General features: G+C 52.7%; 23 protein-coding genes and 1 riboswitch. Of the genes, 13 read left to right on the top strand and 10 right to left on the bottom strand.

Features of this window, described 5'->3' with window-relative positions:
* Positions 1–67: 67 nt before the first annotated feature.
* From BN3772_RS16005 to BN3772_RS15990, 4 genes are all read right to left on the bottom strand, one after another.
* Positions 68–1,132, bottom strand: a complete 1,065-nt coding sequence (locus tag BN3772_RS16005; protein WP_086074608.1) for an ABC transporter substrate-binding protein — start codon at positions 1,130–1,132, stop codon at positions 68–70.
* A complete protein-coding gene (locus BN3772_RS16000) occupies positions 1,129–1,905 on the bottom strand; it encodes an ABC transporter permease (protein WP_042200695.1) in 777 nt (258 codons plus the stop codon). The genes BN3772_RS16005 and BN3772_RS16000 overlap by 4 nt, the downstream gene beginning before the upstream one ends.
* On the bottom strand, positions 1,886–2,644 hold the full coding sequence (locus BN3772_RS15995; protein WP_042200693.1) for an ABC transporter ATP-binding protein: 759 nt from the start codon (positions 2,642–2,644) through the stop codon (positions 1,886–1,888). Before BN3772_RS15995 ends, BN3772_RS16000 begins: the two co-directional genes overlap by 20 nt.
* Before the next feature lie 121 nt (positions 2,645–2,765).
* Positions 2,766–2,868, bottom strand: a riboswitch (TPP riboswitch).
* A gap of 66 nt (positions 2,869–2,934) precedes the next feature.
* On the bottom strand, positions 2,935–3,531 hold the full coding sequence (locus tag BN3772_RS15990) for a TetR/AcrR family transcriptional regulator (RefSeq protein ID WP_052380537.1): 597 nt from the start codon (positions 3,529–3,531) through the stop codon (positions 2,935–2,937).
* A gap of 192 nt (positions 3,532–3,723) precedes the next feature.
* On the opposite strand from BN3772_RS15990, the gene BN3772_RS15985 reads away from it, so the two are divergent.
* The 4 genes from BN3772_RS15985 to BN3772_RS15970 all read left to right on the top strand — a co-directional run bounded on the left by BN3772_RS15985 (position 3,724) and on the right by BN3772_RS15970 (position 7,682).
* Positions 3,724–5,238 (top strand): DHA2 family efflux MFS transporter permease subunit, encoded by a 1,515-nt coding sequence (locus tag BN3772_RS15985; protein WP_042200692.1) that lies wholly within the window; start codon positions 3,724–3,726, stop codon positions 5,236–5,238.
* 160 nt (positions 5,239–5,398) lie between these two features.
* Positions 5,399–6,232, top strand: coding sequence for an amino acid ABC transporter substrate-binding protein (locus BN3772_RS15980; RefSeq protein WP_042200691.1), 834 nt, complete (start codon positions 5,399–5,401; stop codon positions 6,230–6,232).
* Positions 6,233–6,255: 23 nt separating this feature from the next.
* Positions 6,256–6,924, top strand: coding sequence for an amino acid ABC transporter permease (locus tag BN3772_RS15975; RefSeq protein ID WP_042200689.1), 669 nt, complete (start codon positions 6,256–6,258; stop codon positions 6,922–6,924).
* 11 nt (positions 6,925–6,935) lie between these two features.
* On the top strand, positions 6,936–7,682 hold the full coding sequence (locus BN3772_RS15970) for an amino acid ABC transporter ATP-binding protein (RefSeq protein WP_042200687.1): 747 nt from the start codon (positions 6,936–6,938) through the stop codon (positions 7,680–7,682).
* A gap of 118 nt (positions 7,683–7,800) precedes the next feature.
* On the opposite strand, the gene BN3772_RS15965 is transcribed toward BN3772_RS15970, so the two are convergent.
* Both BN3772_RS15965 and BN3772_RS15960 read right to left on the bottom strand, forming a co-directional pair.
* Positions 7,801–8,472, bottom strand: a complete 672-nt coding sequence (locus tag BN3772_RS15965) for an S-layer homology domain-containing protein (RefSeq protein WP_042200686.1) — start codon at positions 8,470–8,472, stop codon at positions 7,801–7,803.
* A gap of 107 nt (positions 8,473–8,579) precedes the next feature.
* Complete coding sequence (locus BN3772_RS15960; protein WP_042200685.1) at positions 8,580–9,158, bottom strand: hypothetical protein; 579 nt, start codon at positions 9,156–9,158, stop codon at positions 8,580–8,582.
* Between the two features lie 246 nt (positions 9,159–9,404).
* Here BN3772_RS15960 and BN3772_RS15955 point away from each other — a divergent pair, with 246 nt between their 5' ends.
* Entirely contained in the window at positions 9,405–9,878 is a 474-nt protein-coding gene (locus BN3772_RS15955; protein WP_042200684.1) for a Fur family transcriptional regulator, read from the top strand.
* 97 nt (positions 9,879–9,975) lie between these two features.
* Here the strand turns inward: BN3772_RS15955 and BN3772_RS15950 are convergent, their stop codons facing one another.
* Positions 9,976–10,656, bottom strand: coding sequence for a TIGR00266 family protein (locus BN3772_RS15950; protein ID WP_042200683.1), 681 nt, complete (start codon positions 10,654–10,656; stop codon positions 9,976–9,978).
* Between the two features lie 117 nt (positions 10,657–10,773).
* Here BN3772_RS15950 and BN3772_RS15945 point away from each other — a divergent pair, with 117 nt between their 5' ends.
* Positions 10,774–10,992 carry a hypothetical protein gene (locus BN3772_RS15945; RefSeq protein WP_042200682.1) on the top strand — a complete coding sequence of 73 codons (219 nt, stop codon included), beginning with the start codon at positions 10,774–10,776 and terminating at the stop codon, positions 10,990–10,992.
* A gap of 8 nt (positions 10,993–11,000) precedes the next feature.
* On the opposite strand, the gene BN3772_RS15940 is transcribed toward BN3772_RS15945, so the two are convergent.
* On the bottom strand, positions 11,001–11,819 hold the full coding sequence (locus tag BN3772_RS15940; RefSeq protein WP_042200681.1) for an AraC family transcriptional regulator: 819 nt from the start codon (positions 11,817–11,819) through the stop codon (positions 11,001–11,003).
* A gap of 318 nt (positions 11,820–12,137) precedes the next feature.
* Here BN3772_RS15940 and BN3772_RS15935 point away from each other — a divergent pair, with 318 nt between their 5' ends.
* The 5 genes from BN3772_RS15935 to BN3772_RS15915 all read left to right on the top strand — a co-directional run bounded on the left by BN3772_RS15935 (position 12,138) and on the right by BN3772_RS15915 (position 17,144).
* Complete coding sequence (locus BN3772_RS15935; RefSeq protein ID WP_042200680.1) at positions 12,138–12,905, top strand: sugar phosphate isomerase/epimerase family protein; 768 nt, start codon at positions 12,138–12,140, stop codon at positions 12,903–12,905.
* Entirely contained in the window at positions 12,898–13,998 is a 1,101-nt protein-coding gene (locus BN3772_RS15930) for a Gfo/Idh/MocA family protein (RefSeq protein WP_042200678.1), read from the top strand. The genes BN3772_RS15935 and BN3772_RS15930 overlap by 8 nt, the downstream gene beginning before the upstream one ends.
* An 85-nt stretch (positions 13,999–14,083) precedes the next feature.
* The gene (locus BN3772_RS15925) at positions 14,084–15,154 is read left to right on the top strand and encodes a Gfo/Idh/MocA family protein (protein ID WP_042200676.1); all 1,071 of its coding nucleotides are present in this window, start codon (positions 14,084–14,086) and stop codon (positions 15,152–15,154) included.
* A 37-nt stretch (positions 15,155–15,191) separates the two neighbouring features.
* Positions 15,192–16,160 (top strand): sugar phosphate isomerase/epimerase family protein, encoded by a 969-nt coding sequence (locus tag BN3772_RS15920; RefSeq protein WP_042176122.1) that lies wholly within the window; start codon positions 15,192–15,194, stop codon positions 16,158–16,160.
* 6 nt (positions 16,161–16,166) lie between these two features.
* Entirely contained in the window at positions 16,167–17,144 is a 978-nt protein-coding gene (locus BN3772_RS15915) for a phosphotransferase family protein (protein ID WP_052380535.1), read from the top strand.
* 86 nt (positions 17,145–17,230) lie between these two features.
* On the opposite strand, the gene fabV is transcribed toward BN3772_RS15915, so the two are convergent.
* Complete coding sequence (fabV, locus tag BN3772_RS15910; RefSeq protein WP_042200674.1) at positions 17,231–18,421, bottom strand: enoyl-ACP reductase FabV; 1,191 nt, start codon at positions 18,419–18,421, stop codon at positions 17,231–17,233.
* 467 nt (positions 18,422–18,888) lie between these two features.
* Here fabV and BN3772_RS15905 point away from each other — a divergent pair, with 467 nt between their 5' ends.
* Both BN3772_RS15905 and abnB read left to right on the top strand, forming a co-directional pair.
* Entirely contained in the window at positions 18,889–19,947 is a 1,059-nt protein-coding gene (locus BN3772_RS15905) for an ABC transporter ATP-binding protein (RefSeq protein ID WP_042200672.1), read from the top strand.
* A gap of 230 nt (positions 19,948–20,177) precedes the next feature.
* The gene (gene abnB / locus BN3772_RS15900) at positions 20,178–21,584 is read left to right on the top strand and encodes an arabinan endo-1,5-alpha-L-arabinosidase AbnB (protein ID WP_244444764.1); all 1,407 of its coding nucleotides are present in this window, start codon (positions 20,178–20,180) and stop codon (positions 21,582–21,584) included.
* Positions 21,585–21,653: 69 nt separating this feature from the next.
* Here abnB and fabF read toward each other — a convergent pair whose 3' ends face one another.
* The gene (gene fabF / locus BN3772_RS15895; protein ID WP_042200669.1) at positions 21,654–22,889 is read right to left on the bottom strand and encodes a beta-ketoacyl-ACP synthase II; all 1,236 of its coding nucleotides are present in this window, start codon (positions 22,887–22,889) and stop codon (positions 21,654–21,656) included.
* Between the last annotated feature and the right edge of the window lie 141 nt (positions 22,890–23,030).

The following is a 23,030-nucleotide window of genomic DNA, read 5'->3' as shown; positions in this document are numbered from 1 at the left end:
GATACTCCCGTTTAGACTCCGCGACAACTGGCACTGACTCTGCCATAACCGCAGCTTGCCTTGCAGATTACAGGTTCACAAAAGCCTCATCACTGTTCGTTTCACCTGACAGCAGCCCGTTCCCGGACAGCCAGTCCGCCACCCGGCTCCACGATTCCGGAGTCTGGTGACCGAAGGGCTGGTCTCCGGCATCCATCAGCGGCAGCAGAATATTAAGGCTCTGCACCTCGATCTGCGGGTCGAGCGGAGCGGTGCTGTCCTCATGATCCAGCAGAATCTGCAGAGCCTCTGCAGGGTGCTCCTGCACGAATTGCTGTCCTTTACGGGCGGCGTTCATGAATCTAATGTAATAGTCTTTGGAATCCTCAAGGCTCTGCTCCCCGGTTACCAGCACCAGCTCATAATAGTCGGGTACACCGAACGCCGTGGGATCAATGGAAGTAACGGGATGCTGCTCCTTGGCCAGAATCAGCTGCTCATGATTAATGAACCCGCCGATAATGGCATCGACCCGGCCGGTTGATACGGCCGGAATCAGGTCAAACCCGACATCTATCAACTTCAGGGACTGCGGATCGCCGCCGTCATGCTCTACCATAGTCTTGAGCATTGCTTCATAGAGCGGGATAGAGGAATAGCCGGCGGTTTTGCCGGTCAGATCCTTTGGACTCAGAATCCCGCTGTCTGCCGGGACAAGCAGATGATTAAGCGGATGCTGGACGAGAGCTGCAATCGAAACGACCGGAATCTGCTCTGACCGGGCCATCAGGACCTGGGGCTGATAGCTGAGCGCCAGATCCGCCTTGCCTGCGGCAGCCAGCTTCAGGGCATCATTGCTGTCAGCAGGCATCTGCAGCTCAACCTCCAGCCCTTCGTCCGTGAAATAACCTTTCTCCTGTGCGGCATACAGAAAGGAGTGTACCGCGTTAGGATACCAGTCAAGCATGACTGTCAGCTTGTGTGGCTGGTCGTTGTTAATACCGGAAGCTGCCGTTTTTGCTTCACCTGTACTACTATTAGCTGCCCCGCTGCAGCCGCTGGCAACAGCAAGCAGGCCGATAAGCAGCATGAGCAGACAGCTATTGCGCTGGTGTTTTGGTGATAATCTGGAATAAGTGCGTATGTTGTTCATCTTCGTAATCCTCTTTTCTTCAGAATAATGATTTCAGCAGCACTGACACAGAGAAACAGCAGAATCCCCAGGACAGACAGCAGGCCTACAGCGGCGAACAGCTCTGCACTATGCAGATTGCCGGCCATGCGGCGGCTGTAATAGCCCAGTCCCCGGCTGCCTCCAAGCCACTCGCCGATTGTTGCGCCAATGACACAGTAGACGACAGACAGCTTCAGTCCAGAGAAATAAGCGGGGAGAGCCAGCGGAATTTGCGTCTTGAGAAGCAGCTGCCAGCGGCTGGCTCCAAGTGTCAGCAGCAGCTCCCTGTATTGCCCGCCGCTCTTAAACAGACCGTCATAAGTACCTACAACGACCGGGAAAAAGGCTGTGAGAAAAACAACGGCTACTTTGCCCCCGAGCGTATAGCCGAACCACATAATAAAAACCGGCGACAGGGCAATCAGGGGAATGGTCTGGCTGACAATCAGCAGGGGATAGACAGCCTTGGCCAGGGCTGGAAGCAGATGCATTCCGGTCCCCAGCAGCGTACCGCAGCTTACAGATAGGGCGAAGCCGAGCAGGATTTCCTCCAGCGTTGCCGGCAGATGGAGGCCGAACAGCAGCTCACGCTGCGCTATCACTGCATTCCATACAGCGGATGGTGCAGGAAGGATGAAGGCAGGCACGCGGCCGTAACGAACGCCTGCCTCCCAGCCGGCCAACAGGACCAGTACCAGCAGGACTGAAGGGGTGTAGGCGGTAAGCAGCCGCTTAATTTGCACAGTTCCCATGCAGCCTCCGTTCCAGCTCCATCCGCAGGGCAATGAACTGCGGCTGATAGATCATCTCCCCGCTCCTTGGCCGCGGCAGCCGGACTGCCAGTTCCTCCAGTCCGCCGCCGCTGTGCATCATATAGATCCGGTCGCTAAGCAGCAGCGCTTCCTCCAGGTCATGGGTGATGAACAAGACGGTCCGCTCAAGTCCGGACCACAGCTCCAGCAGCCATTGCTGGAGTCCGCGCTTGGTCAATGCATCCAGGGCACCAAAGGGCTCATCCAGCAATAGCAGTTCAGAGCCTGAGGACAGAGTCCGGGCCAGTGCAGCGCGCTGGCGCATGCCGCCGGACAGCTCATGAGGATAGGCAGCCTCCGTACCGGACAGGCCGAGGCTGTGCAGCAGGCTGCGAATCTGCTGCACAGCGTCTGCTTTGGTACCGGATTGCTTAAGCTCCCAGGGCAGCAGGCAGTTGCCTTCGACCGTCCTCCATGGCAGCAGCAGATCCTGCTGGGGCATATAGCCAACCCTGCCAAGCCGTGAAGCAGCTTTGGGGGAGGGCTCTCCGGCCAAGCTGACGATTCCGCCGGAAGGCTCAAGCAGTCCGGCAATAATCTTAAAGAGAGTACTTTTGCCGCAGCCGCTGGCACCTGCAACCGAAATGAATTCCCCGCGCCGGATCTTCATTGACAGCTCTGTGAATACCGGCGGCTGATCAGCTGTATAGGAGTAAGATAAATTAGAAACAGATAACATGAGAGCAGGCAGACCTCCTAGTCATACAAAAGACATTACACGCAAAAAGACCCCGCTATTTCCGGAGGAAATAATGGGGTCTGAAAGATACAGTTGAGCCGGTCTGATAGCAGCCGTTCTGTTCATTTCTGCTCCACTTCCCTCCGCTGGTATAATCCAGATCAGGTTCCAAGGGTCCGGAGCTTAAGCTCCGTCTCAGTCGGCCGACTCCCCTAGTGAAATAACAGGTCAATATGCAATTCGTAATTGCTAATTAATATACCATAACTTGGAGGTTTGTAAAGGGAGGGTTACGGATTCTTCCGGATTCCGGTCACGAACAATGCCAGAATGCCTTCAGTAATCTGCTCCTTCGAAGAGCTGTGCTGCTTCTGCTGATACAGATAAAGATCCGGGCTGAGCGCAGCAATCAGCGCTGTGGCCGTGAACTGAGGATCAACCGCACTGATCTCACCGGCAGAGGCGGCGCGCTCTAACAGCTCGGCCAGAAATCCGTTCAGCCTGCGGAAAAAAGGATGCTCGAACTGGGTAAGCTGCTTTTTGCCGGTGAACTCTGATTTAATGAACAGCAGGAGCTCGGCATACTGTTCGATAAAGCTGACAATCCGGCTTATACTGCTGTGCAGGTGATCCAGTGCACTATTTTCAGTTCCGGGGAACTGAAGCTCATGTTCCAGCCCGGACAAAAATGTCTCAGTGCTGTCCCTAAGCAGCAGGGAGCAGATTTCACCCTTGTCTTTGAATCTGCGGTACAGCGAGCCCTGGCCGATGCCGGCCCGTTTGGCGATGGCGTGCATACTGACGGCCTCCAGCCCGTTTGCTGTAAACAGCTCGCGGGCAGCCTCAAGAATACGCTCTTTATATGGATCTGCAGCGTTAGCATTCATAATGAAATAAGCCTTCCTTTCTTTGAGAAGAGGTTAGAACGCGGCGGTATAAGATATATTTGACACAGCGGACAATTGTCCGTAGACTGTTAATGAACTTGCGGACAGTTGTCCGCATGGATATTATATCTGGAGAACGGGACTGCGGTCAATGAAGCCTGCACACCGTACAGGTACAGGAGGATAAGTAATATGGAGGGTGTACTGAAGGAAGAGGCTGATTTTCGTCTATCGGCCATACTGGTGCCGCTACTAGCAATCATTCTGGGTGTATTTATGGTCGTGCTCGACAGCACGGCAATGAATGTGGCGCTGTCCACTCTGGTTGAGGATTTTCATACCGATTTAACGACCTTGCAGTGGATTGTAACCGGCTATATGCTGGCGCAGGCCTCGGTTATTCCGTTGTCCGGCTGGCTGTCAGACCGGTTTGGGGCCAAGACGGTCTTCCTGACTGCGGTTGTCGTATTCACTATAGGGTCCATTCTGTGTGCAACGCCTAACAGTGCCGAGTGGCTGATTGCCTTCCGGGTGCTGCAGGGAATTGGCGGCGGATGTGTCCTGCCGGTAGGCATGGCATATGTGTACAGGCTTGCACCGAAGAGCAAAGTTGGTATCGTAATGGGCATCATGGGCATACCGGTGCTGTTTGCTCCGGCAATCGGGCCGGTCTTGTCAGGCTGGCTGGTTCAGTATCATTCCTGGCGATGGATTTTTCTGATCAACATTCCGATCGGTATCCTCTGTCTACTGATCGGCCTGCGGAAGCTGCCGAACGCCAAGCGCAGCCAGGTTCCCGGAATGGACAAGCTGGGCATGGTTCTGGGTCCTCTTGCCTTTGCTTCCCTTACCTATGGGGTAAGCCAGGGGGCAGAGAGCTGGACGTCCGGCAAGACACTGGTAGGCTTGGCGCTGGGGCTGGCTGCCCTGATTGCTTTTATTATTGCTGAGCTGCGTTCAAGGACTCCGCTGCTGGAGCTGCGCATCCTCCGTTCGGTAGATTTCAGTACAGGGATTCTAGTCCAGTGGATTGCCCAGTTCGGGCTGTACGGCGCGTTATTTCTGCTTCCGCAGTTTCTGCAGCAGGCCCGCGGGTTCGGAGCCTTTGATACCGGGCTGACCCTGCTGCCGCAGGCCATTGCCTCCGGGCTGATGATGCCGCTCGCCGGGATTCTTTTTGACAGAATCGGTGTGCGCTGGCTGGTGGTCTGCGGACTTAGCCTTGTCTCCGGCGCACTGTATCAGTATTCCCATGTGGATCTGACTACACAGAGCCGCGAGCTGATCGTGCCGCTCATCATGTGCGGGGCGGGGATGGGCCTGATGATGATGCCGATGAACACCCATCTGCTCAATAAAGCACCGATACAGCTGGTCAACAGGGTAACATCGCTGACCAACTCCATGCAGCAGGTTATTAATTCACTCGCAGTATCTACACTGGTTACCATTCTTACCTCCAGAGCAGCGGCGCGCGGTGCAGAAATGCAGGCGGAGGCGTTAGCATCTGGAGTTGATCCCGCTTCCGTTTCACCCGACGTGCTGAAGCAGGCTACACAGACTGTGATGGCCCAGGGCTTCGCTGATACCTTCCGTATTATGATTTTTGTCGCGCTGGGCGGTGCTGTCCTCGGATTGCTGCTGCGGCGGGGCCGAAAAGGCGGGGATGACGGGTCCAGACCGCAGGCGGAAATGATGCACGGCTAATTTGAATCAATGCTCCCTGTGTTTAAATCCCCGGCGGCACCACTACAGGTGCACGGGGATTTTTTGTGCTGATGCTGAATGAAAGGGAAAGGAATAGCCTGCATTGGGCATGATAAATTTAATCTGTAACAGCTAAGTAGAGGATAAGGAGGAGTATCCAATGAAAAAGTGGGCGCTTGCGCCGGTGCTGCTGCTGGGCATTGTCCTTGCGGCATGCGGCAGCAATGATAACAATAATGCGGCTGAAGGGACAACCGGCGGCGCGGATGTATCAGCTGCTCCAGCAGAGCAGAACAGTCTGGAAACGGTAAAAGCTTCCGGCAAGCTCAGAGTAGGCACTGAAGGCACATACTCTCCGTTCACCTACCATGATGCAGACGGAAAGCTAACCGGTTTTGACGTGGACATTGCCAGGGAGATAGCCAAGCGGATCGGCGTGGAAGCGGAGTTTATCGAGACCCAGTGGGACGGTATTTTTGCCGGGATGGATGCCGGGCGCTTTGATGCTATTTTTAATGAGGTATCCATTACGGATGAGCGGAAGGTGAAATATGATTTCTCTGAACCTTACGTAGTGTCCAAAGCAGTGCTGATTGTAGGGGAGAATAACGGGGAGATCAAAAGCTTCGCTGACCTCAAGGGTAAAAAAGCCGGCCAGTCGCTGACCAGCAACCTGTCTGACATTGCACGCAAGAACGGTGCGGAAATTGTGGCGATAGAAGGCTTCAATCAGGCCATTGACCTCCTGGTCTCCGGACGGATAGATGCTACGGTTAACGACGGTTTATCCTTTCTGGATTTGAAAAAGCAGAAGCCGGATGTGCAGATCAAGCAGGTTGATGAAATGGCCGAAGGCTCGCGCAGCGCTGCCGTGTTCCTGAAGGGCAATGAGGAGCTGGTGCAGGCGGTGGACGGGGCGCTCGCAGCAATGAAGGAGGACGGGAGCTATCTTGCCATTTCCGAGAAATACTTCGGGGCAGATGTCTCAAAATAATAGCTGAAGGAGCGCTCCCTGCGATGGACGACCGCAAGCTGCAAATATTTCTGGATTCGCTGCTGCCTCTGCTCAAGGCAGGAGTGGCGTATACGATTCCGCTGGCGCTGATCTCCTTTATACTGGGACTGCTGCTTGCAGTGGCGACTGCGCTGGTGCGGATCTCGGCATGGCGGATACCCGGGCTGATTGCCAGGTTTTATGTGTGGCTTATCCGGGGAACTCCGCTGCTGGTCCAGCTGTTTATTATTTTCTACGGGCTGCCTGCCGCCGGGATTGTACTGGACCCGTTTACCGCTGCGGTAATCGGATTCACGCTGAGTGTCGGAGCCTATTCGTCTGAGATAATCAGGGCCGCCGTTTTGTCGGTTCCCAAAGGCCAGTGGGAGGCAGCTTATTCTGTCGGGATGACCCGCGTGCAGGCGCTGCGCCGGATTATTGTGCCCCAGGCGGTAAGGGTATCCGTTCCCCCGTTGTCCAATTCCTTTATCAGCCTTGTAAAAGACACCTCGCTCGCCGCCGGCATTACCTATGTGGAGATGTTCAGGACAGCCCAGCAAATTACCGCGACCACCTATGAGCCGCTGCTGCTCTATTGTGAAGCTGCGCTGTATTATCTGCTCTTCTGTTCCGTGCTGTCGGTGGTGCAAAGCAGGCTGGAGAAACGGTTTGACCGTTACTCGGCCGGATAAGGAGGCGTTATATGATTGAGGTTCGCGGTCTGCATAAATCCTTTGGGCAGCTGCAGGTGCTGAAGGGAGTGAGTCTGAGGCTTGAGCATGGAAAGGTACTGGTTATCATAGGCCCTTCGGGCTCCGGTAAAACAACGCTGCTGCGCTGCTTCAATCTGCTTGAGATCCCGGATGGGGGGAGTTTGTCCATTGCCGGTCTTGAGCTCAGCTTCGCGGGTAATGTTAAGCTTGCCAGGAAGGATATACTGAGCCTGCGACAGAAGTCGGGGATGGTATTCCAGTCCTATAACCTGTTTCCGCATATGACCGCGCTCGGCAATGTAGCCGAAGGCCAGATTACCGTACAAAAGCGTTCCCGGAAGGAAGCGGAGAAGCGGGGAGAGGTGCTTCTGGCTAAAGTAGGTTTGTCTGACAAAACCGGCGCATACCCGCACCAGCTGTCCGGCGGCCAGCAGCAGCGGGTTGCTATTGCCCGGGCAATGGCGGCGGAGCCGGAGGTGCTGCTGTTTGACGAGCCAACCTCGGCGCTGGACCCTGAGCTGGTCAGTGAGGTACTGAAGGTCATCCGCCAGCTGGCTGCCGAAGGCAGGACGATGATCATTGTCACCCATGAGATGCGGTTTGCCGCAGATGTCGCGGACACCCTAATTCTTATGGATCAAGGCGTCATTCTGGAGCAGGGCACTCCGCAGCAGGTGCTGGAGCAGTCAGAGAATCCGCGTGTCCGGCAGTTTTTGAACAGAATAAAAGGGGAATGAGTATAAGCAAAAAGGCAGCCCGGATAAACCGGTCTGCCTTTTACGCTGCTGAAGGACTCAGCGATGCTGTGCGGGGGAGCACAAAATAGATGCACGAATGTAAGCTTATACTATATGCTTAGCTGCCAGGTGTAGTATCAAGGGATTTGAGGTATTCCAGCGCGTTGTAGAGCATGACTGCGGCCTCTGCACGGGTTATCTCACTTTTTGGATTAAATTTGCCGTTTGCGTCAAGCGTATTAATCTTGTATTTCAAGGAACGCTGGATGCTGCCCTGATACGAAGGGTTCAACGATGCTTCATCCGCAATATCCGCAGGTACCAGATTAATCAGCGGCAGATTGCCGGCTTTTTCAACGCCCTGGACCAGCAGGCTGGTGAACAGCTCCTTCGTGATCGGCTTCGACGGGTCAATGTCCGCAGGGATCTCTACACCATTAAAGTGAGCGTTAATAAAAGCCTCGGCATACCATGCCGTATCCTTTACCTTGCTGAATATGCCGCTCGCCACAGGCGCTTTGTTAAAACTGATGGCTGCGAGGCTAAGCTGAAGTCCGCCTGAGATAAACTGGACGCCTTGTGCTGTAGTCACTGTGGAGCCGGGCAGGAACTGGGTATCGGAGATTCCTTTAATCAGACCCTGCGCTTTCAGCGCGTTGATCTTATCTTTGCCGGTCACATTGTCGATATCCTTGAAGGTGCCGCCGGCTGCAAACATGGAGGTTCCCAGCGAGAAGGTTAGGATTGAGACCGTTGTAATCAAAGCAAATGCACGTTTTTTCATGTTCATCACCATTTCACCTCTATACGTAAGTTGGGCCGCTTGGCCGTTATCTACTATAGTAACGCAGCAGCAGAGGGAAATGTTGCGCAAGATTGTCTTGAGCATAATGAATTTTACATATTCTCCTGAAACAGCAGGTTGCGGTAAGGATATTTGCTGAACCGGGTCTTGAACCGCAGCGCCACTCCAAGGTCTTCTATGGTTATAGTCTGCAAAGCTTTTGTCTTAATCTGATTCCTGATCAGCGTGCAGACACGCCGTATATCATTCCGGTTGATCGCTGCCGCAAGGGCCTCCGCATAAGAAGAGGAAGCTGAGAGCTTACGGTAAAAGGGGATGACAGCAAGCGCAACCGTGCGGTGAACCCTGGTATTAAAGGTGAACTGTACCGTACCCGGCGGAATTGTAGTTCCGTTAGTATAAAAAGCGACAGGCAGCGGATATGGAAAGGAAATAAAATAACCGATACCGTTCGTTCCATAATTCTCCACGCCGGCAAGGGTAGGGATTTGGGATAGCAGGGAGCCCATCAAACTAAGGTCTGCATTGACAACTGCGGCTGACCATTGTGCGGCAAAGGTCCGGTTTCCGGCAATTTTCCGGTAGAACGGCAGCATGGCCTTTGCGGTCTGGCGCAGAATGCGGGCAGTTACCCGGGGCTGGGCAAGCTGTCTCCGGTTTGGCTCGGCCATTATGACCATCCTCACTTATAATAGATTTGTAATCCCTATAAGATATGGCCGGATAGCCCTTTGCGGATGGGCAGCAGCTTAGCCGCTCGGAATATAAATTATAATTACGCGTGTGCGAAAATTACCGTATTAATGTTATAATAATGTCAGGTGCTTTTCATTTTTAGTACAATTTGCTATGCTTATATCGTAATAATTACTGATAAATGACAGGTCTTTTTGTTCAACGGAAAGGTGGTGGGGTAATTGAACCCGATTGCAAATATCAGCCAGCAGTTTGCCGCGCATAATTATAAATTAACCCCTCAGCGTGAAGCGATCGTGAAGGTGCTGCTAGATAATGAAGAGGAGCATCTGAGCGTAGAAGAAGTGTATATGAGGGTGAAAAACAGTTATCCCCATCTTGGGCTGGCTACAGTATACCGGACCCTTGAGCTGCTGTGTGAACTGCATATCGTTGAAAAAATGAATTTCGGCGACGGTGTAGCCCGCTATGATCTTAGAGACGATAGTCACGCCCATATGCACCATCATCTGATCTGCAGTGTATGCGGCAGGCTGGAGGAGATTAAAGATGACTGGCTGCTTGAGCTGGAACAGCGGCTGGAGCGGGAATACGGCTTCAGCGTAACGGATCACCGGCTTGATTTCAAAGGAACTTATAATAACTGCAGGCAGACCGGCTGTAAAGGTGACAAGCACCGGCAGGCGGTGTCCTGACGGCAGATAGGCAGAACAGGCAGGTTCGTCAGCTCATACACAAAAAAGCAAGGCTGCTCTGATAGCGGCCCTGCTTTTTTGTGTTATATGCCGGAGCTTAGGATCTGGAGGGGACAAATGACTTGATCCAGGTGCCAAAGCTGCCGGGATTGCGGGACTGTACAAGGATGACGCCCTCACCGCGGAAACGGCAGACAATCGCTTCACCGCTGGTCAGGCTGTTCAGCCAGCCGGAGGCGGCTTTTTCAATTTTGTAATCCATATAGCTTGGCCATGCTACCAGATGCCCGTTGTCGATGATCATCTCTTCACCCGGACCGAGATTAATGGCGTGAATCGCACCGAATGACGACAGGAAGACTGTCCCTCTGCCGCTGATCTCGACAATGAAGAATCCTTCGCCAGAGAAAATACCGCGTGCGAGATTCTGCATCTTCGTATTGACCTGAATGCCGCTTGTGCCGGCGAGGAAGCCGTCCTTCTGTACATACAGTTTATAAGAGCCGTCGAGCTCAATAGCCTGAACGTCACCGATGGCTCCCGGAGCGAGCAGCACTTCACATTGTCCACGCGTTGCAGTCAGCTCCTGAAAGAAGAATTTCTCGCCGCTCAGCATCCGGCCCAGGCCGCGCATCAGGCCGCCGTCAACCGTGCCCCTCAGCTCGATGCCCGGTGACATTGCAACCATTGCGCCCATTTCCGCTTTCACACTCTCACCCGGATTCAGCTCTACCTTGAGCATCGCAAATGCCCCGTCATACAGCACATCGTACTTCATCAATATATCCTCCGCTTCAATTGGGATGTATAAAATCTTTTCCAGTCAACTATACCGTGTAGATTCTGTGCAATTATGTTAAAATTATAACAGTTCAAATAAAGGAGTGTTGCTTAAATGGCACGTACAAAAACGCAGAAGGCGCTGCGGCAGGCAGAGCGTACAGGAACCTGGTGCGCTGAGAAGAACCGGAGAACCGCCTCGGATTACGGCGCAATTTCACAGCATGTGAGGGTTATACCGGACAAACGGGAGAAACTGAATAAGATCAAACACAAGGAGCGGATCTTTCAGGATGGCGCTCCTTTTGATTTGTATACAGGTAAGGCTGTCTGACCAGCCCGTTACATCTGCGCCCTGCTGTAGATCCGGTACTGCTTGGGTGACATCCCGAATCTTCCCCGGAACAGCCGGTGGAAATAGGTATAATTGGCGAACCCGCAGGTTTCGGAGACATGCTCCAGCGGCATCGGGCTAAAGGTGATGCGCTCACGGGCCATTTCAAGCCGCACATCATTTACGTACTTAACTATGGTAGTGCCAAATGCTTCTTTGAACAGATGCACAGCACGGGAAACAGAAATATCCGCGTAGTCTGCCACATCTTCAAGCCGGAAGGGGATTGCGGCATGCTCTTCCACATACTGCTTCATCCGGTATGCAAGATAACCCTTGGGTGAGATGGCCCGCTGCTCTGTCATCAGCCTGTCAATTTCCATACATAAAATCTGCAGATAACAAGCTGTAATCTCCGGTGATGACTCCGACAGGCGGCGCTGCTCCAGGACAAGCTGGCGGAACAGGCCGAGGAAATGCTCGGTCAGCGGCAGACGCAGCACAGCCGGACGCTGCTTCCGGCTCCACCATGCCTCAATCCAGGGCCCGCCGCAAAAAATATGATAATCCCCGCTTTCCACCCGCGGTTTACCGGCTGCATAGATTTCCTTGTCGATGCTTAGGTAGTAGGGATCGTGAGGGGCAAACAGCATTAGATCGCCAGCTTCAACAGGAGAGAGGACACCGTCAATACGGGTCCGGCTGCGTCCTTCGGTCTGCAGGCGCAGCAGATAATTCTGCACTCCGTCCGTCCTGGACATGTGAAACGGCTTACGGTGGAAGGAAAATCCCGCTGTAAAAACGTGGCAAGGTGCGGTGTAAGTCATGGGTCCTCCTGAGTAGCAGAAATGATAGCAAGATTGTTCATGTTTGAATCATATTATTCATTTTATTATATACGCTTTCATATTACCATGTAGCTATGCAAAAACATAGACATAAGAAAAAGGAGGCTGTGTTGCGGCTCCAGGAGCTACATAAGCAGTTAGGGACAGTGGAGAGTACAAATACAGAGGAAGCAGGGCAATATATAAGAACAGCCCTATTGTTCAGGTGGCCGTGCCGGTCTGCCTGAGCTTGTCTGATATAGTAGGACAACAAGAATGATGCACAAATGAACTCTAATTTGAACGGGAGTGGGAACGATGTTGAAGGTGGGTCTGCAGCTCTATACGCTTAGAGAAGAACTGGAACAGGATTTCGAAGGAACGCTGCGTAAGGTTGCGGCACTGGGATACAGCGGCGTGGAGTTTTTCCATTATTTTGGCCGGACCGCCGAGCAGGTCAAGAGCCTGCTGGATGAAACCGGACTTGCCGTGCTTGGGGCACATCGTCCGTACGATGCCATGCTGAATGATACAGCGGAAGAAATCCGCTACAATCTGGCGATCGGCAACCGCAATCTGATTATCCCTTTTCTGACTGAAGAACAGCGCAACTGGGAAGAGGTAGCTGCCAACCTGCGTGTAATCGGTGAAAAATGCCGGGAGCAGGGTGCAGTGCTGTATTACCACAATCATGATTTCGAATTTACAGAATCATACGGAGAGCGGACTGCTTTTGACGGGATATTTGAAGAGGTGTCTGCCGACGTGCTGCAGGTCGAAATGGATACCGCCTGGGTTCATTTCGCCGGATATGATCCGGTAGCATATATTCAGAAATATGCAGGCCGCCTGCCGATCATCCATCTTAAGGATGTTAAGAAACAGGAAGACGGATCACCGGAGACGGTTGTGCTGGGTGAAGGGGAAGTGAATCTTCCGGCGGTTCTCGAAGCGGCTGCTGAAGCTGGTGTGGAATGGGCTGTTGTTGAGCAGGATTTCTGCAGCCGTTCACCGCTGGCAAGTGTAGAGGACAGTTTAAACTGGGTAAAAGCTTACGCTAATCAAGGGGGAAAAGTTCATGTCTAACAATAAACATAAAATCGCTATCATCGGCTGCGGAGGGATCGCCGGCGGCAAGCATATGCCTAGCCTGTCCCGCCAGGCGGATGCTGAAATGGTAGCCTTCTGCGATATCGTTGCAGAACGCGCACAGGAAGCAGCTGATAAATACGGCGCTGAAGGTGCTGCAGTGTACACGGATTTCCGCGAGATGCTGGCGGCAGGCGGATTTGACATCGTCCACGTATGTACACCAAATGACAGCCATTCCGAAATTACAGTAGCAGCTCTTGAAGCCGGTAATCATGTTATGTGCGAAAAGCCGATGGCTAAGACTACTGCCCAGGCCCGGGAAATGCTTGATGCTGCGCGCCGTACCGGCAAGAAGCTCTCGATAGCCTATCAGAACCGCTTCCGTTCCGACAGCGAATATCTGAAGGGAATGTGCGAAGCCGGTGAGCTGGGCGACATCTATTACGGTAAAGCGATTGCCCTGCGCCGCCGTGCTGTTCCTACCTGGGGCGTATTCCTGGATGAAGAGAAGCAGGGCGGAGGCCCGCTGATCGATATCGGTACGCATGCTCTTGACCTGACGCTGTGGCTGATGGACAATTACAAGCCGCGCATGGTAGTCGGATCGACCTTCCACAAGCTGGGGCAGCGCAGGAATGCCGCTAACGCCTTCGGTCCGTGGGACCCGGAGCAATTCAAGGTTGAAGATTCTGCATTCGGATTCATTACAATGGAGAATGGAGCAACGATCTCGCTGGAATCCAGCTGGGCGCTTAATGTGTCCGAGTTCGGCGAAGCCAAGACACTGCTCGCGGGTACCGAGGGCGGTGCCGATATGAAGGACGGCCTGCGTATTAACGGCGAACGTGCCGGACGTTTGTTCGAAACAAAGGTTGATCTCTCCTCGGGCGGTGTAGCCTTCTATAGCGGCTCTGCCGAAACAGAAGCGGACCGTGAAGCCCGCCTGTGGCTGGAAGCGGTAAGAGAAGACAAGGACCCGGTAGTCAAGCCTGAGCAGGCACTGGTCGTAACCCAGATTCTTGAGGCTGTATATGAGTCCGCCCGTACCGGCCGGGCCGTATATTTTGACGGCAGCTCGGACAACTAATAATGAAGGCCGGACAGAACCCTGAATATGGAGCACAGGGTTCTGTCTGCAATAAGGATACATTAGACAAACAGGAGTGGAATCCATGGGTTATAGTAAACATACTGTAGTAATCGTCGGTTATGGCGGCATGGGCAGTTATCACGGCCAATTAATCAGCAGTAATGATAATCTTGAGGTGGCAGGGACATTTGACCTGCTGGACACGCGGCGCCAGGCTTCTGTTGAAGCCGGCTATACAGCATACGGCAGCTATGAGGAAGTGTTGGCAGATCCCGCTGTAGAGGTAGTGCTGATTGCTACGCCTAATGATGTGCACAAAGATATTGCTGTGCGTGCACTGCAGGCCGGCAAGCATGTTGTCTGCGAGAAGCCTGTAGCTATGTCCTCTGATGAGCTTAAGGAAATGATTGCGGCTGCAGAAGAGGCCGGACGGGTGCTGATGGTTCACCAGAACAGACGCTGGGATGAGGATTTCCGGATTATCAAGCAGATGTATGAGGCAGAGACAATCGGGACGCTGTTCCAGATTGAGTCCCGTGTGCACGGGGCGAACGGTATTCCGGGCGACTGGCGGCATGTCAAGGCCCAAGGCGGCGGAATGCTGCTGGACTGGGGCGTACATCTGCTGGATCAGCTGCTGTTCATGATCGACAGCAAGGTGGTTAGTGTCAGCAGCACCTTGAGCTATATCCTAGGCAATGACGTAGATGACGGCTTTGAGGCAGTGCTGCAGTTCGAGAACGGCATCAAGGCTATTGTCGAGGTGGGAACGACCAACTTCATTACGCTGCCGAGATGGTATGTGAAGGGGCTGGAAGGATCAGCTGTTATTGAAGACTGGTCCCTTACAGGTAAAATTATCACCCGCAACAATGAAGCCGAGCACCGCGAACCGACTCCGATCCGTGCCGGCGTCGGCTTAACGAAGACAATGGCACCGCCTTCTGAAGGCTCTACCCTAACAGGCGAGCTGCCTCCGGCATATGAGCTCCCGGACGGGTTCTACAGCAATTTCGTTGCTGTAATTGAGGGTACCGCTGAACCGATCGTGAAGAATACGGAAGTGCTGCGTGTGCAGAACCTGATTGAAGCCATTTTTGCATCAGCTGAGCAAAACGAGGTTATTAAGAATTTTGATACCTACGGGGCTTAATTATTAACCACATATAACGAGGAGAGGCGGCAGGTCAATGAAACTTGGCGTATTTATGGTGCTTTTCGGCGGTCGCAAGCTGGAGGACGCGCTGGACTATGTAGTATCCAAAGGGCTCAAGGCAGTTGAGATCGGAACGGGAGGTTATCCGGGTAACAGTCACTGTGACCCTAAGCTGCTGCTGGAGGACGAAGCTGCGCTTAATGAATTCAAGCAGCAGATTGAATCCCGCGGACTGATTATCAGTGCGCTGAGCTGCCACGGTAACCCGCTGCATCCGCAGAAGGAGCTCGCGCAGAAGGACCACGAGGATCTGGTGAATTCCATCAAGCTTGCACAGAAACTGGGTGTACCGGTAGTGAACACGTTCTCCGGCTGTCCGGGAGACCATGAGGGTGCCAAGTATCCGAACTGGCCGGTTGCACCGTGGCCCAATGATTACCAGGAGATTCTGACCTGGCAATGGGAGCAGAAGGTTATTCCTTATTGGAAGGAAATGGCGGACTTCGCGACAGAGCACGGAGTTAAGATCGGTCTGGAGCTGCACGGCGGTTTCTCTGTTCATACACCGGCTACCCTGCTGCGCCTGAGAGAGGCTGCAGGCGATGCCATCGGAGCTAATCTTGATCCAAGCCATATGTGGTGGCAGGGCATCGATCCTGTGCAGGCCATACAGATTCTCGGCAGAGCAGGAGCAATCCATCATTTCCACGCTAAGGATACCGTTATTGATCCGGTTAATGTCAACAAGCATGGTCTGACTGACATGCAGCCTTACACCAATATGCTGGACCGCGCGTGGCAGTTCCGCTCCGTGGGCTACGGTCATGATGTGAAGACCTGGGCTGATATAATCAGCGCACTGCGTCTTGTCGGCTATGATTATGTAGTAAGCATAGAGCATGAGGACGGTCTCATGTCGATTGAAGAGGGTTTCTCCAAAGCAGTAGATAATCTCCGCCAGGTGCTGATCGAAGAGCCGCTTGGAGAGATGTGGTGGGTGTAACAGGCGGTGGAGAGCTTTACTAAGGTCAAGCTGAACGACAGCGAGCTGAGCTCTGCGGTGCAGGCAGCTTTTGGCAAAGAGGCTGTAATCGTCTCAGCTATTGAGCTGACGGGCGGATTTTTTAACACTGCTTACGATCTGGAGCTTGAGGACGGAAGACAGCTTATTCTAAAGGTTGCCCCGTCTGATAGAACCGTTACTCTCAGCTATGAGAAGAATATTATGGCTGCTGAAGTAGAAGCGCTCCGCCTTGTTGCAGCGGATGGACGGATTCCGGTTCCCGCTGTGTACAGCTATGATGACAGCCGCAGTATTATTCAAAGCCCTTATTTTTTCATGGAAAAGATTTCCGGCCAGCCATACAATGAGGTGAAAGAAGGCTACTCACCTGTTGAACAGGCTGAGATTGAAAGAGAGCTGGGCCGGTACCAGCGCCTGATAAACGGGATTACGGGTCCAAGGTTCGGACTGTTCGTGCAGGAGGAGTCGCAAGCTGGGGTGAGCTGGCGGGAGTCATTTACCCGGATGTTCCGTACTCTGCTGGAGGACGCCAGGGAGCTTGGCGTGGTTTTGCCGGCTGGGGAGGAAGTGATCTGGCAGCTGCTGGAGCATTATCTTCCCGCTCTGGATGAGGTAACGGAGCCGCGGCTGGTCCATTGGGATCTGTGGAACGGTAACTTGTTTGTGCAAAACGGCCAGATTATCTCGATCATTGACTGGGAGCGGGCGCTCTGGGGCGATGTACTGATGGAATATTATTTCAGGCATTTTGAGCAGTCCGAGCCCTTTCATGAAGGCTACGGACAACACTTCGGCAGTCCGGGAGAGCGTCTGCGCATTAAGCTCTACGATTTCTACCTAGACCTGATTATGAGGATTGAATGTGACTCACGCCAGTATATAGACGGGAATCACATACGCTGGGCTGAAGAAAATCTGAACGGGAGCTGGAAATCGTTCAGCTCTTTGGACAGCGGTTCATAATTGTGAATGCTGGAAGGCCGGTCCGCTATCCGCGGAGCCCGGCCTTCTTGTGTGGAAACAGGAAGCTGCAGCAGCAGATCAGCCGCTTAGAAGCGGTTTGGGACAGCAACCACAGGATCTGTGTCTGCCTCATAATCAATTCCCGCAGTCTCAAAGCCGAACAGCTGAAAGAACGCTTCACGGTATCCGTGCAGATCGGACAGCTCATTAACAGTCCCTGTAGCCAGCTGCGCCCACAGCCGGTCTACTTCTGCCTGAACGGCAGGCTCAAGCTCCCGGTCGTCAATCCGGATACGGCCGTTCTCATCAACCGGAGTGCCTCCGGCTGCATATAGGCGTTCATTGAACAGCCGGTAAGCCTGCTCTATGCATCCTTCATGGGTCCCCTGTTCCTTCATGATTTTGTATAGGAGAGAGATGTAGAGCGGAACCACCGGCAAGGCAGAGCTGGATTGTGTAACCAGACCCTTGCTGACTGCCACATAGGCCCTGCCGCCTCCCGGAGCAAGCTGGCTGTCCAGCAGACGGGCGGTCGCCTCCAGATGGTCTTTAGCCCGGCCTATAGTGCCCTTGCGGTAAATTTCCTGGGTCAGCTCGGGTCCGATATACGAGAATGCCAGTGTTATGGCATTGTCAGCGAGAACTCCGGCTGCTTTTAGGCTGTCTATCCATAGCTGCCAGTCCTCACCGCCCATAACCTGAACGGTAGCGTCAATTTCCTGCTCAGTGGCAGCATCTACAGTAACCTGCGAGACTTCTCCGGTATGGAAATTGACAGTTTTGTTAGTATAGGGCTCGCCGATAGGCTTCAGGACGGAATTGTGAACCTGACCGGTCACCGGGTCTGTCCGGCGGCCGGTGGCAACGCTGTAAATTACCAGGTCCACCTGTCCCAGCTCACGCCTGATCAGGTCAGCTGTGCGCTCTTTGGTTTCTTGTGTGAAGGCATCCCCGCAGACGCTATAGGAGCTCAGGTCCGTCTCTAAGGCTGCCTGTTCAAAGGCTGCGGAGTTATACCATCCCGCGGAAGCAGTACGGACAGCAGTAGCTGTGCTTGGGCGGTAGACCCCTACAGTTGCTGCTCCGGCACCAAAGGCAGCGGTAATTCTGGAAGCGAGCCCATATCCCGTAGAGGCGCCGATGACCAGCACGCGCTGCGGACCTTTAACTGACGGCCGGGCGCGTATATACCCGATCTGCTCCAGCACCTGTTGTGCGCAGCCTGCGGGATGGGCAGTCGTACATATAAATCCTCTGGTTCTTGGCTTAATGATCACCTTGGAATCATTCCCCTCATGGAACTGTTAAATATAATTTAGTATGACATAACCGGAGGTAGTATTATAGCCAGTATTCGATCTGACGGACTCTCGTGTACAAGGCGGTGTTCTCGTCCCTTTGACAATGTATACTAACTTAACAATGAGGGTGTTACTCTGTATGTTTTTAACCGTTTGGGACAAAGTATGAATTCTAAGCCGGATAACACTGGCAGATCGGATACAGCGTTCAAGGCTTTGCCATAAATGCTGTTTGCAGTTCATTTGCTTGTGAAAGACAAGTCTTAAGCCTTCAGGGCGTTGATTCCGCGTCATTAAAGGTCATAGCTGACATGTTTTGTAGGATTCATTTTCAGAAAAGCACTTGACTAAGAGGTATAATGATAGATAAAATATTACTTATTGCCTATTCTATAGGATGAGAACTATTTCGTACTTTTGAAAAGAGCAGAGAGGGTGACAGGATGGAGCGCCTTTTAGAGGTAAAGGACCTAGCAATTTCATTCAAAACACGCGGCGGAGAAGTGCAAGCAATCCGTGGTGTTAACTTTCATGTAAATAAAGGTGAAACACTGGCGATTGTTGGCGAATCCGGTTCCGGTAAAAGCGTAACCTCCCAGGCTGTTATGAAACTCGTACCACAGCCGGCGGGAGAATACAAACGCGGACAGATCTTGTTTGATGGACAAGACCTGATTAAGAAGACAGAAAAGCAGATGCAAAAAATCCGCGGCAAGGATATCGGGATGATTTTCCAGGACCCGATGACCTCCCTGAATCCGATGATGAAGGTCGGTAAGCAGATTACGGAAGTACTGTTCAAGCACGAAAAAATGAGCAAGGATGCTGCCTACAAACGGGGTGTAGAGCTGCTCGGCCTCGTGGGAATTCCTTCCCCTGAACGCCGGTTCCAGCAGTACCCGCATGAGTTCTCCGGCGGTATGCGCCAGCGTGTGGTAATCGCAATGGCGCTTGCGGCTAACCCGAAGCTGCTGATTGCGGATGAGCCGACAACTGCGCTTGACGTAACCATTCAGGCACAGATTCTGGATCTCATGAAGGATCTGCAGAAGAAGATTAATACTGCGATTATTTTCATTACCCATGACCTCGGTGTTGTAGCGAGAATGGCTGACCGGGTGGCTGTTATGTATGCCGGACAGATTGTGGAAATGGGAACAGCGGAAGAAATCTTCTACGACCCTAGACATCCGTACACTTGGGGACTTCTTGCTTCCATGCCAAGCCTGGACAGCAAGGGCTCTATGCTGACTGCTATTCCGGGAACTCCTCCCGACCTGATCAAGCCGCCTAAGGGTGATGCCTTTGCCCTGCGCAGCACCTATGCTATGGCGATTGATATGGAAAAGGAACCTCCGATGTATAAAGTTTCTGACTCTCACCTGGTGAAGTCCTGGCTGATGCATCCGATGGCTCCGGCTGTTGAGCCGCCGGCGGTTGTGAAGAAAAGACAGCGTGTTATGCCAAATGCATACCCGCAGCCTGTTCTGTTTGAAGCCTGAGCTTTGCATTAATGATCTGCTTTTGGTTTATATTAATAAGACTAGCGTCAGGCCGATTATTCGGCTTGGCGCTTTTTTGCGCCCTTTTTTATGTTTATAATTTATATATATATGAAACAGTATTAATTAATATAAATAAAACTATTGACTATTATATCTTCCCGCAGCAAAATGTAAGGGTATACATAGGAGGGTTGCCGATGAAGAAGCGTTCCATAGCAACACTATTAATGCTCACCCTGTTATCAGGCTGCAGCGGAGGAGGAGATCATATGCCGCAATTCGAGAATGTTTCAGTGCATGACCCGTCTGTCATCAAGGCTGACGGTATGTATTATGTATTCGGCTCACACCTTGCATCAGCCAAATCTGAGGATCTGATGGCGTGGGAGCAGATTTCTTCAGTAGTCGAGGACGGAAATGTGCTTATCCCTAACGTTACAGAGGAGCTTAGTGAGACCTTTAGCTGGGCGCAGTCAGATACCTTATGGGCACCCGATGTCATTCAGCTTGCTGACGGAAAGTTCTACATGTATTACAATGCCTGCCGAGGGGATTCTCCCTTATCAGCCATGGGAATCGCCGTTTCGGACAAGATTGAAGGTCCCTACAAGGACCTGGGTATTATCCTGAAATCCGGAATGTCCGGTGTCGGCGATGACGGTAAGATCTATGATGCCGCCACAAAGCCGAATGTAGTAGATCCGGATGTTTTTTTTGATAAGGATGACAGGCTGTGGATGGTATACGGATCGTACTCCGGCGGAATATTTATACTGGAGCTTGATCCTGCCAGCGGCTTCCCGCTTCCGGACCAGGGGTACGGCAAGAAGCTGCTCGGTGCAAATCATGCGCGGATTGAAGGCCCGTATATGCTGTACAGCCCGGAGACCGAATACTATTATTTGTTTCTTTCCTTTGGAGGGCTTGATGCAAACGGCGGGTATAATATCCGGGTAGCCCGCTCCCGGAATCCTGACGGCCCGTTTGAGGATTCTGCCGGACAATCCATGCTTGATGCAATCGGGAATCCGGACAAGCTGTTTGACGATCCTTTCTATTCGCCTTACGGCGTTAAGCTGATGGGGAATTTTGAGTTCATGAACAGCGCGTCAGAGCCTGAGGCTGCCGGAGAGGGGTATGTATCACCAGGGCATAATTCAGCCTATTACGATGAAGAAAGCAGCCGGTATTTTCTGATCTTTCATACGCGGTTCCCTTACCGCGGTGAAGCACATGAAGTGCGGGTCCACCAGATGTTCATGAATGAACAGGGCTGGCCGGTTGTAGCCCCGCACCGCTACGGCGGTGAGAAGATCGGCAGCTACACTACACAGGATATTGCCGGAGAGTATAAATATATAAATCACGGCAGAGATATTTCCGCCGGGCTGGTGCAGTCAGAAGCTGTCAAACTGACAGCTGACGGTACAATAACCGGAGCTGTATCCGGTACATGGAGTCTGGACGGGGATCATACTGCAACTATTACGGTAGAAGATGTGAAATACAGCGGTGTATTCCTGCGGGAATGGAGTGAGGCAGCTGAAAGGAATGTCATGACCTTTACCGCTCTATCTGATGATGGAACAGCCATTTGGGGAAGTCATATCTCTGGCGGGAGTAAAGAAGAATAGAAGCTGACCTGATTATAACGATAACCTCCCGCTTACCGCAGATAATGGGTGAGCGGGAGGTTATTTGTATTACCGGTACTTCCGCAGTACGATAACCGCGTTATGACCGCCGAAGCCGAAAGAATTGGATATCCCGATGTCAAGCCCGGCCTTCCGGGCGGTGTTCGGCACATAATCCAGGTCACAGTCCGGATCAGGAATTTCCTGGTTGATTGTAGGCGGAATAAGACCTTGTTGAATGCTCTTAATTAAAGCAACAGCTTCCAGGCCTCCTGCTGCCCCAAGAGTATGTCCTGTCATCGATTTGTTCGCTGTAACCGGAATGCGGTAGGCGGCTTCTCCAAACAGCTTCTTAATTGCAGCTGTCTCCGAACGGTCGCCTATCAGCGTGCTGGTTGCATGTGCGCTGATCAGGTCTACCTCCTCAGGCTGCACTCCGGCTTCGCGCAAGGCTGACTTCATTGCCAGGTAGGCGCCTGTCCCTTCAGGATGAGTCGCGACCATATGATAAGCATCAGAGCTTGCGCCGTAGCCGGTAACCTCGGCATAGATGACTGCATTACGGCGCAGGGCATGTGACAGCGACTCCAGAATCAGGATGGCGCCGCCTTCTCCGATAACGAAGCCGTCCCGGCCGCCGTCAAACGGCCGGCTGGACCTGCCTGGATCGTCATTGCGGGCAGACAGGGAAGTGGCATTACCGAAGCTGGCCAGCGAGATTTCAGTGATGGCTGCTTCGGCACCGCCGGCAATTACACAATCTGCGCCGCCGTAGCGGATCAGCCGGAAGGCTTCGCCGATCGCGGTATTTCCGATAGAGCAGGCGGTAACCGGTGAAAGTGCCGGGCCAAGTGCCCCGAACCGGATGCTGATCATCGCCGCAGCCATGTTGGAGATCAGCATTGGAATCAGGGTGGGGCTGACTCTTTCCGGCCCGCGCGTTCTGAGCAGGTCTGTCTGCTCCATGAGTGTCTGAATGCCGCCAACGCCTGAGCCTACATACACACCTAGTCTTTCCTGGTCCATGTCCTCCAGGCGCAGGCCGGAATCGGCCCAGGCATCTTCAGCCGCCGCCAGGGCAAACTGGACGAACCGGTCCATCCGGCGGGCTTCCTTGCGGCCAAAGCGTCCTTCCGGATCAAAGTCTCTGACTTGTCCGGCGATTCTGCTTTTGTAACGGGCTGTATCAAATGAAGTGATCGGAGATATACCTGACTCACCTGAGCTTAAACGATTCCAGAATTGTTCTACAGTGTTGCCAAGCGGTGAAATGACTCCCATTCCGGTAATAACTACTCGTTCCATATTGAATGAATCCTCCCAGAATCCGTTTTTTATTTTCTAACAGGGGTAGTAACTGTATTTTTTCATGTTCCTTATCCTATTACAAGTTGTAGGTTATACTAGTATAATTACTACTATTGTATATGTTCACAGGAAAGGCGG

It is taken from the genome of Paenibacillus camerounensis, assembly GCF_000723885.1.
In the GTDB taxonomy this organism is placed as follows: domain Bacteria; phylum Bacillota; class Bacilli; order Paenibacillales; family Paenibacillaceae; genus Paenibacillus_AQ; species Paenibacillus_AQ camerounensis.
The sequence above is the reverse complement of the archived record's forward strand: the minus strand, read 5'-3'. Positions and strand labels throughout refer to the sequence as shown.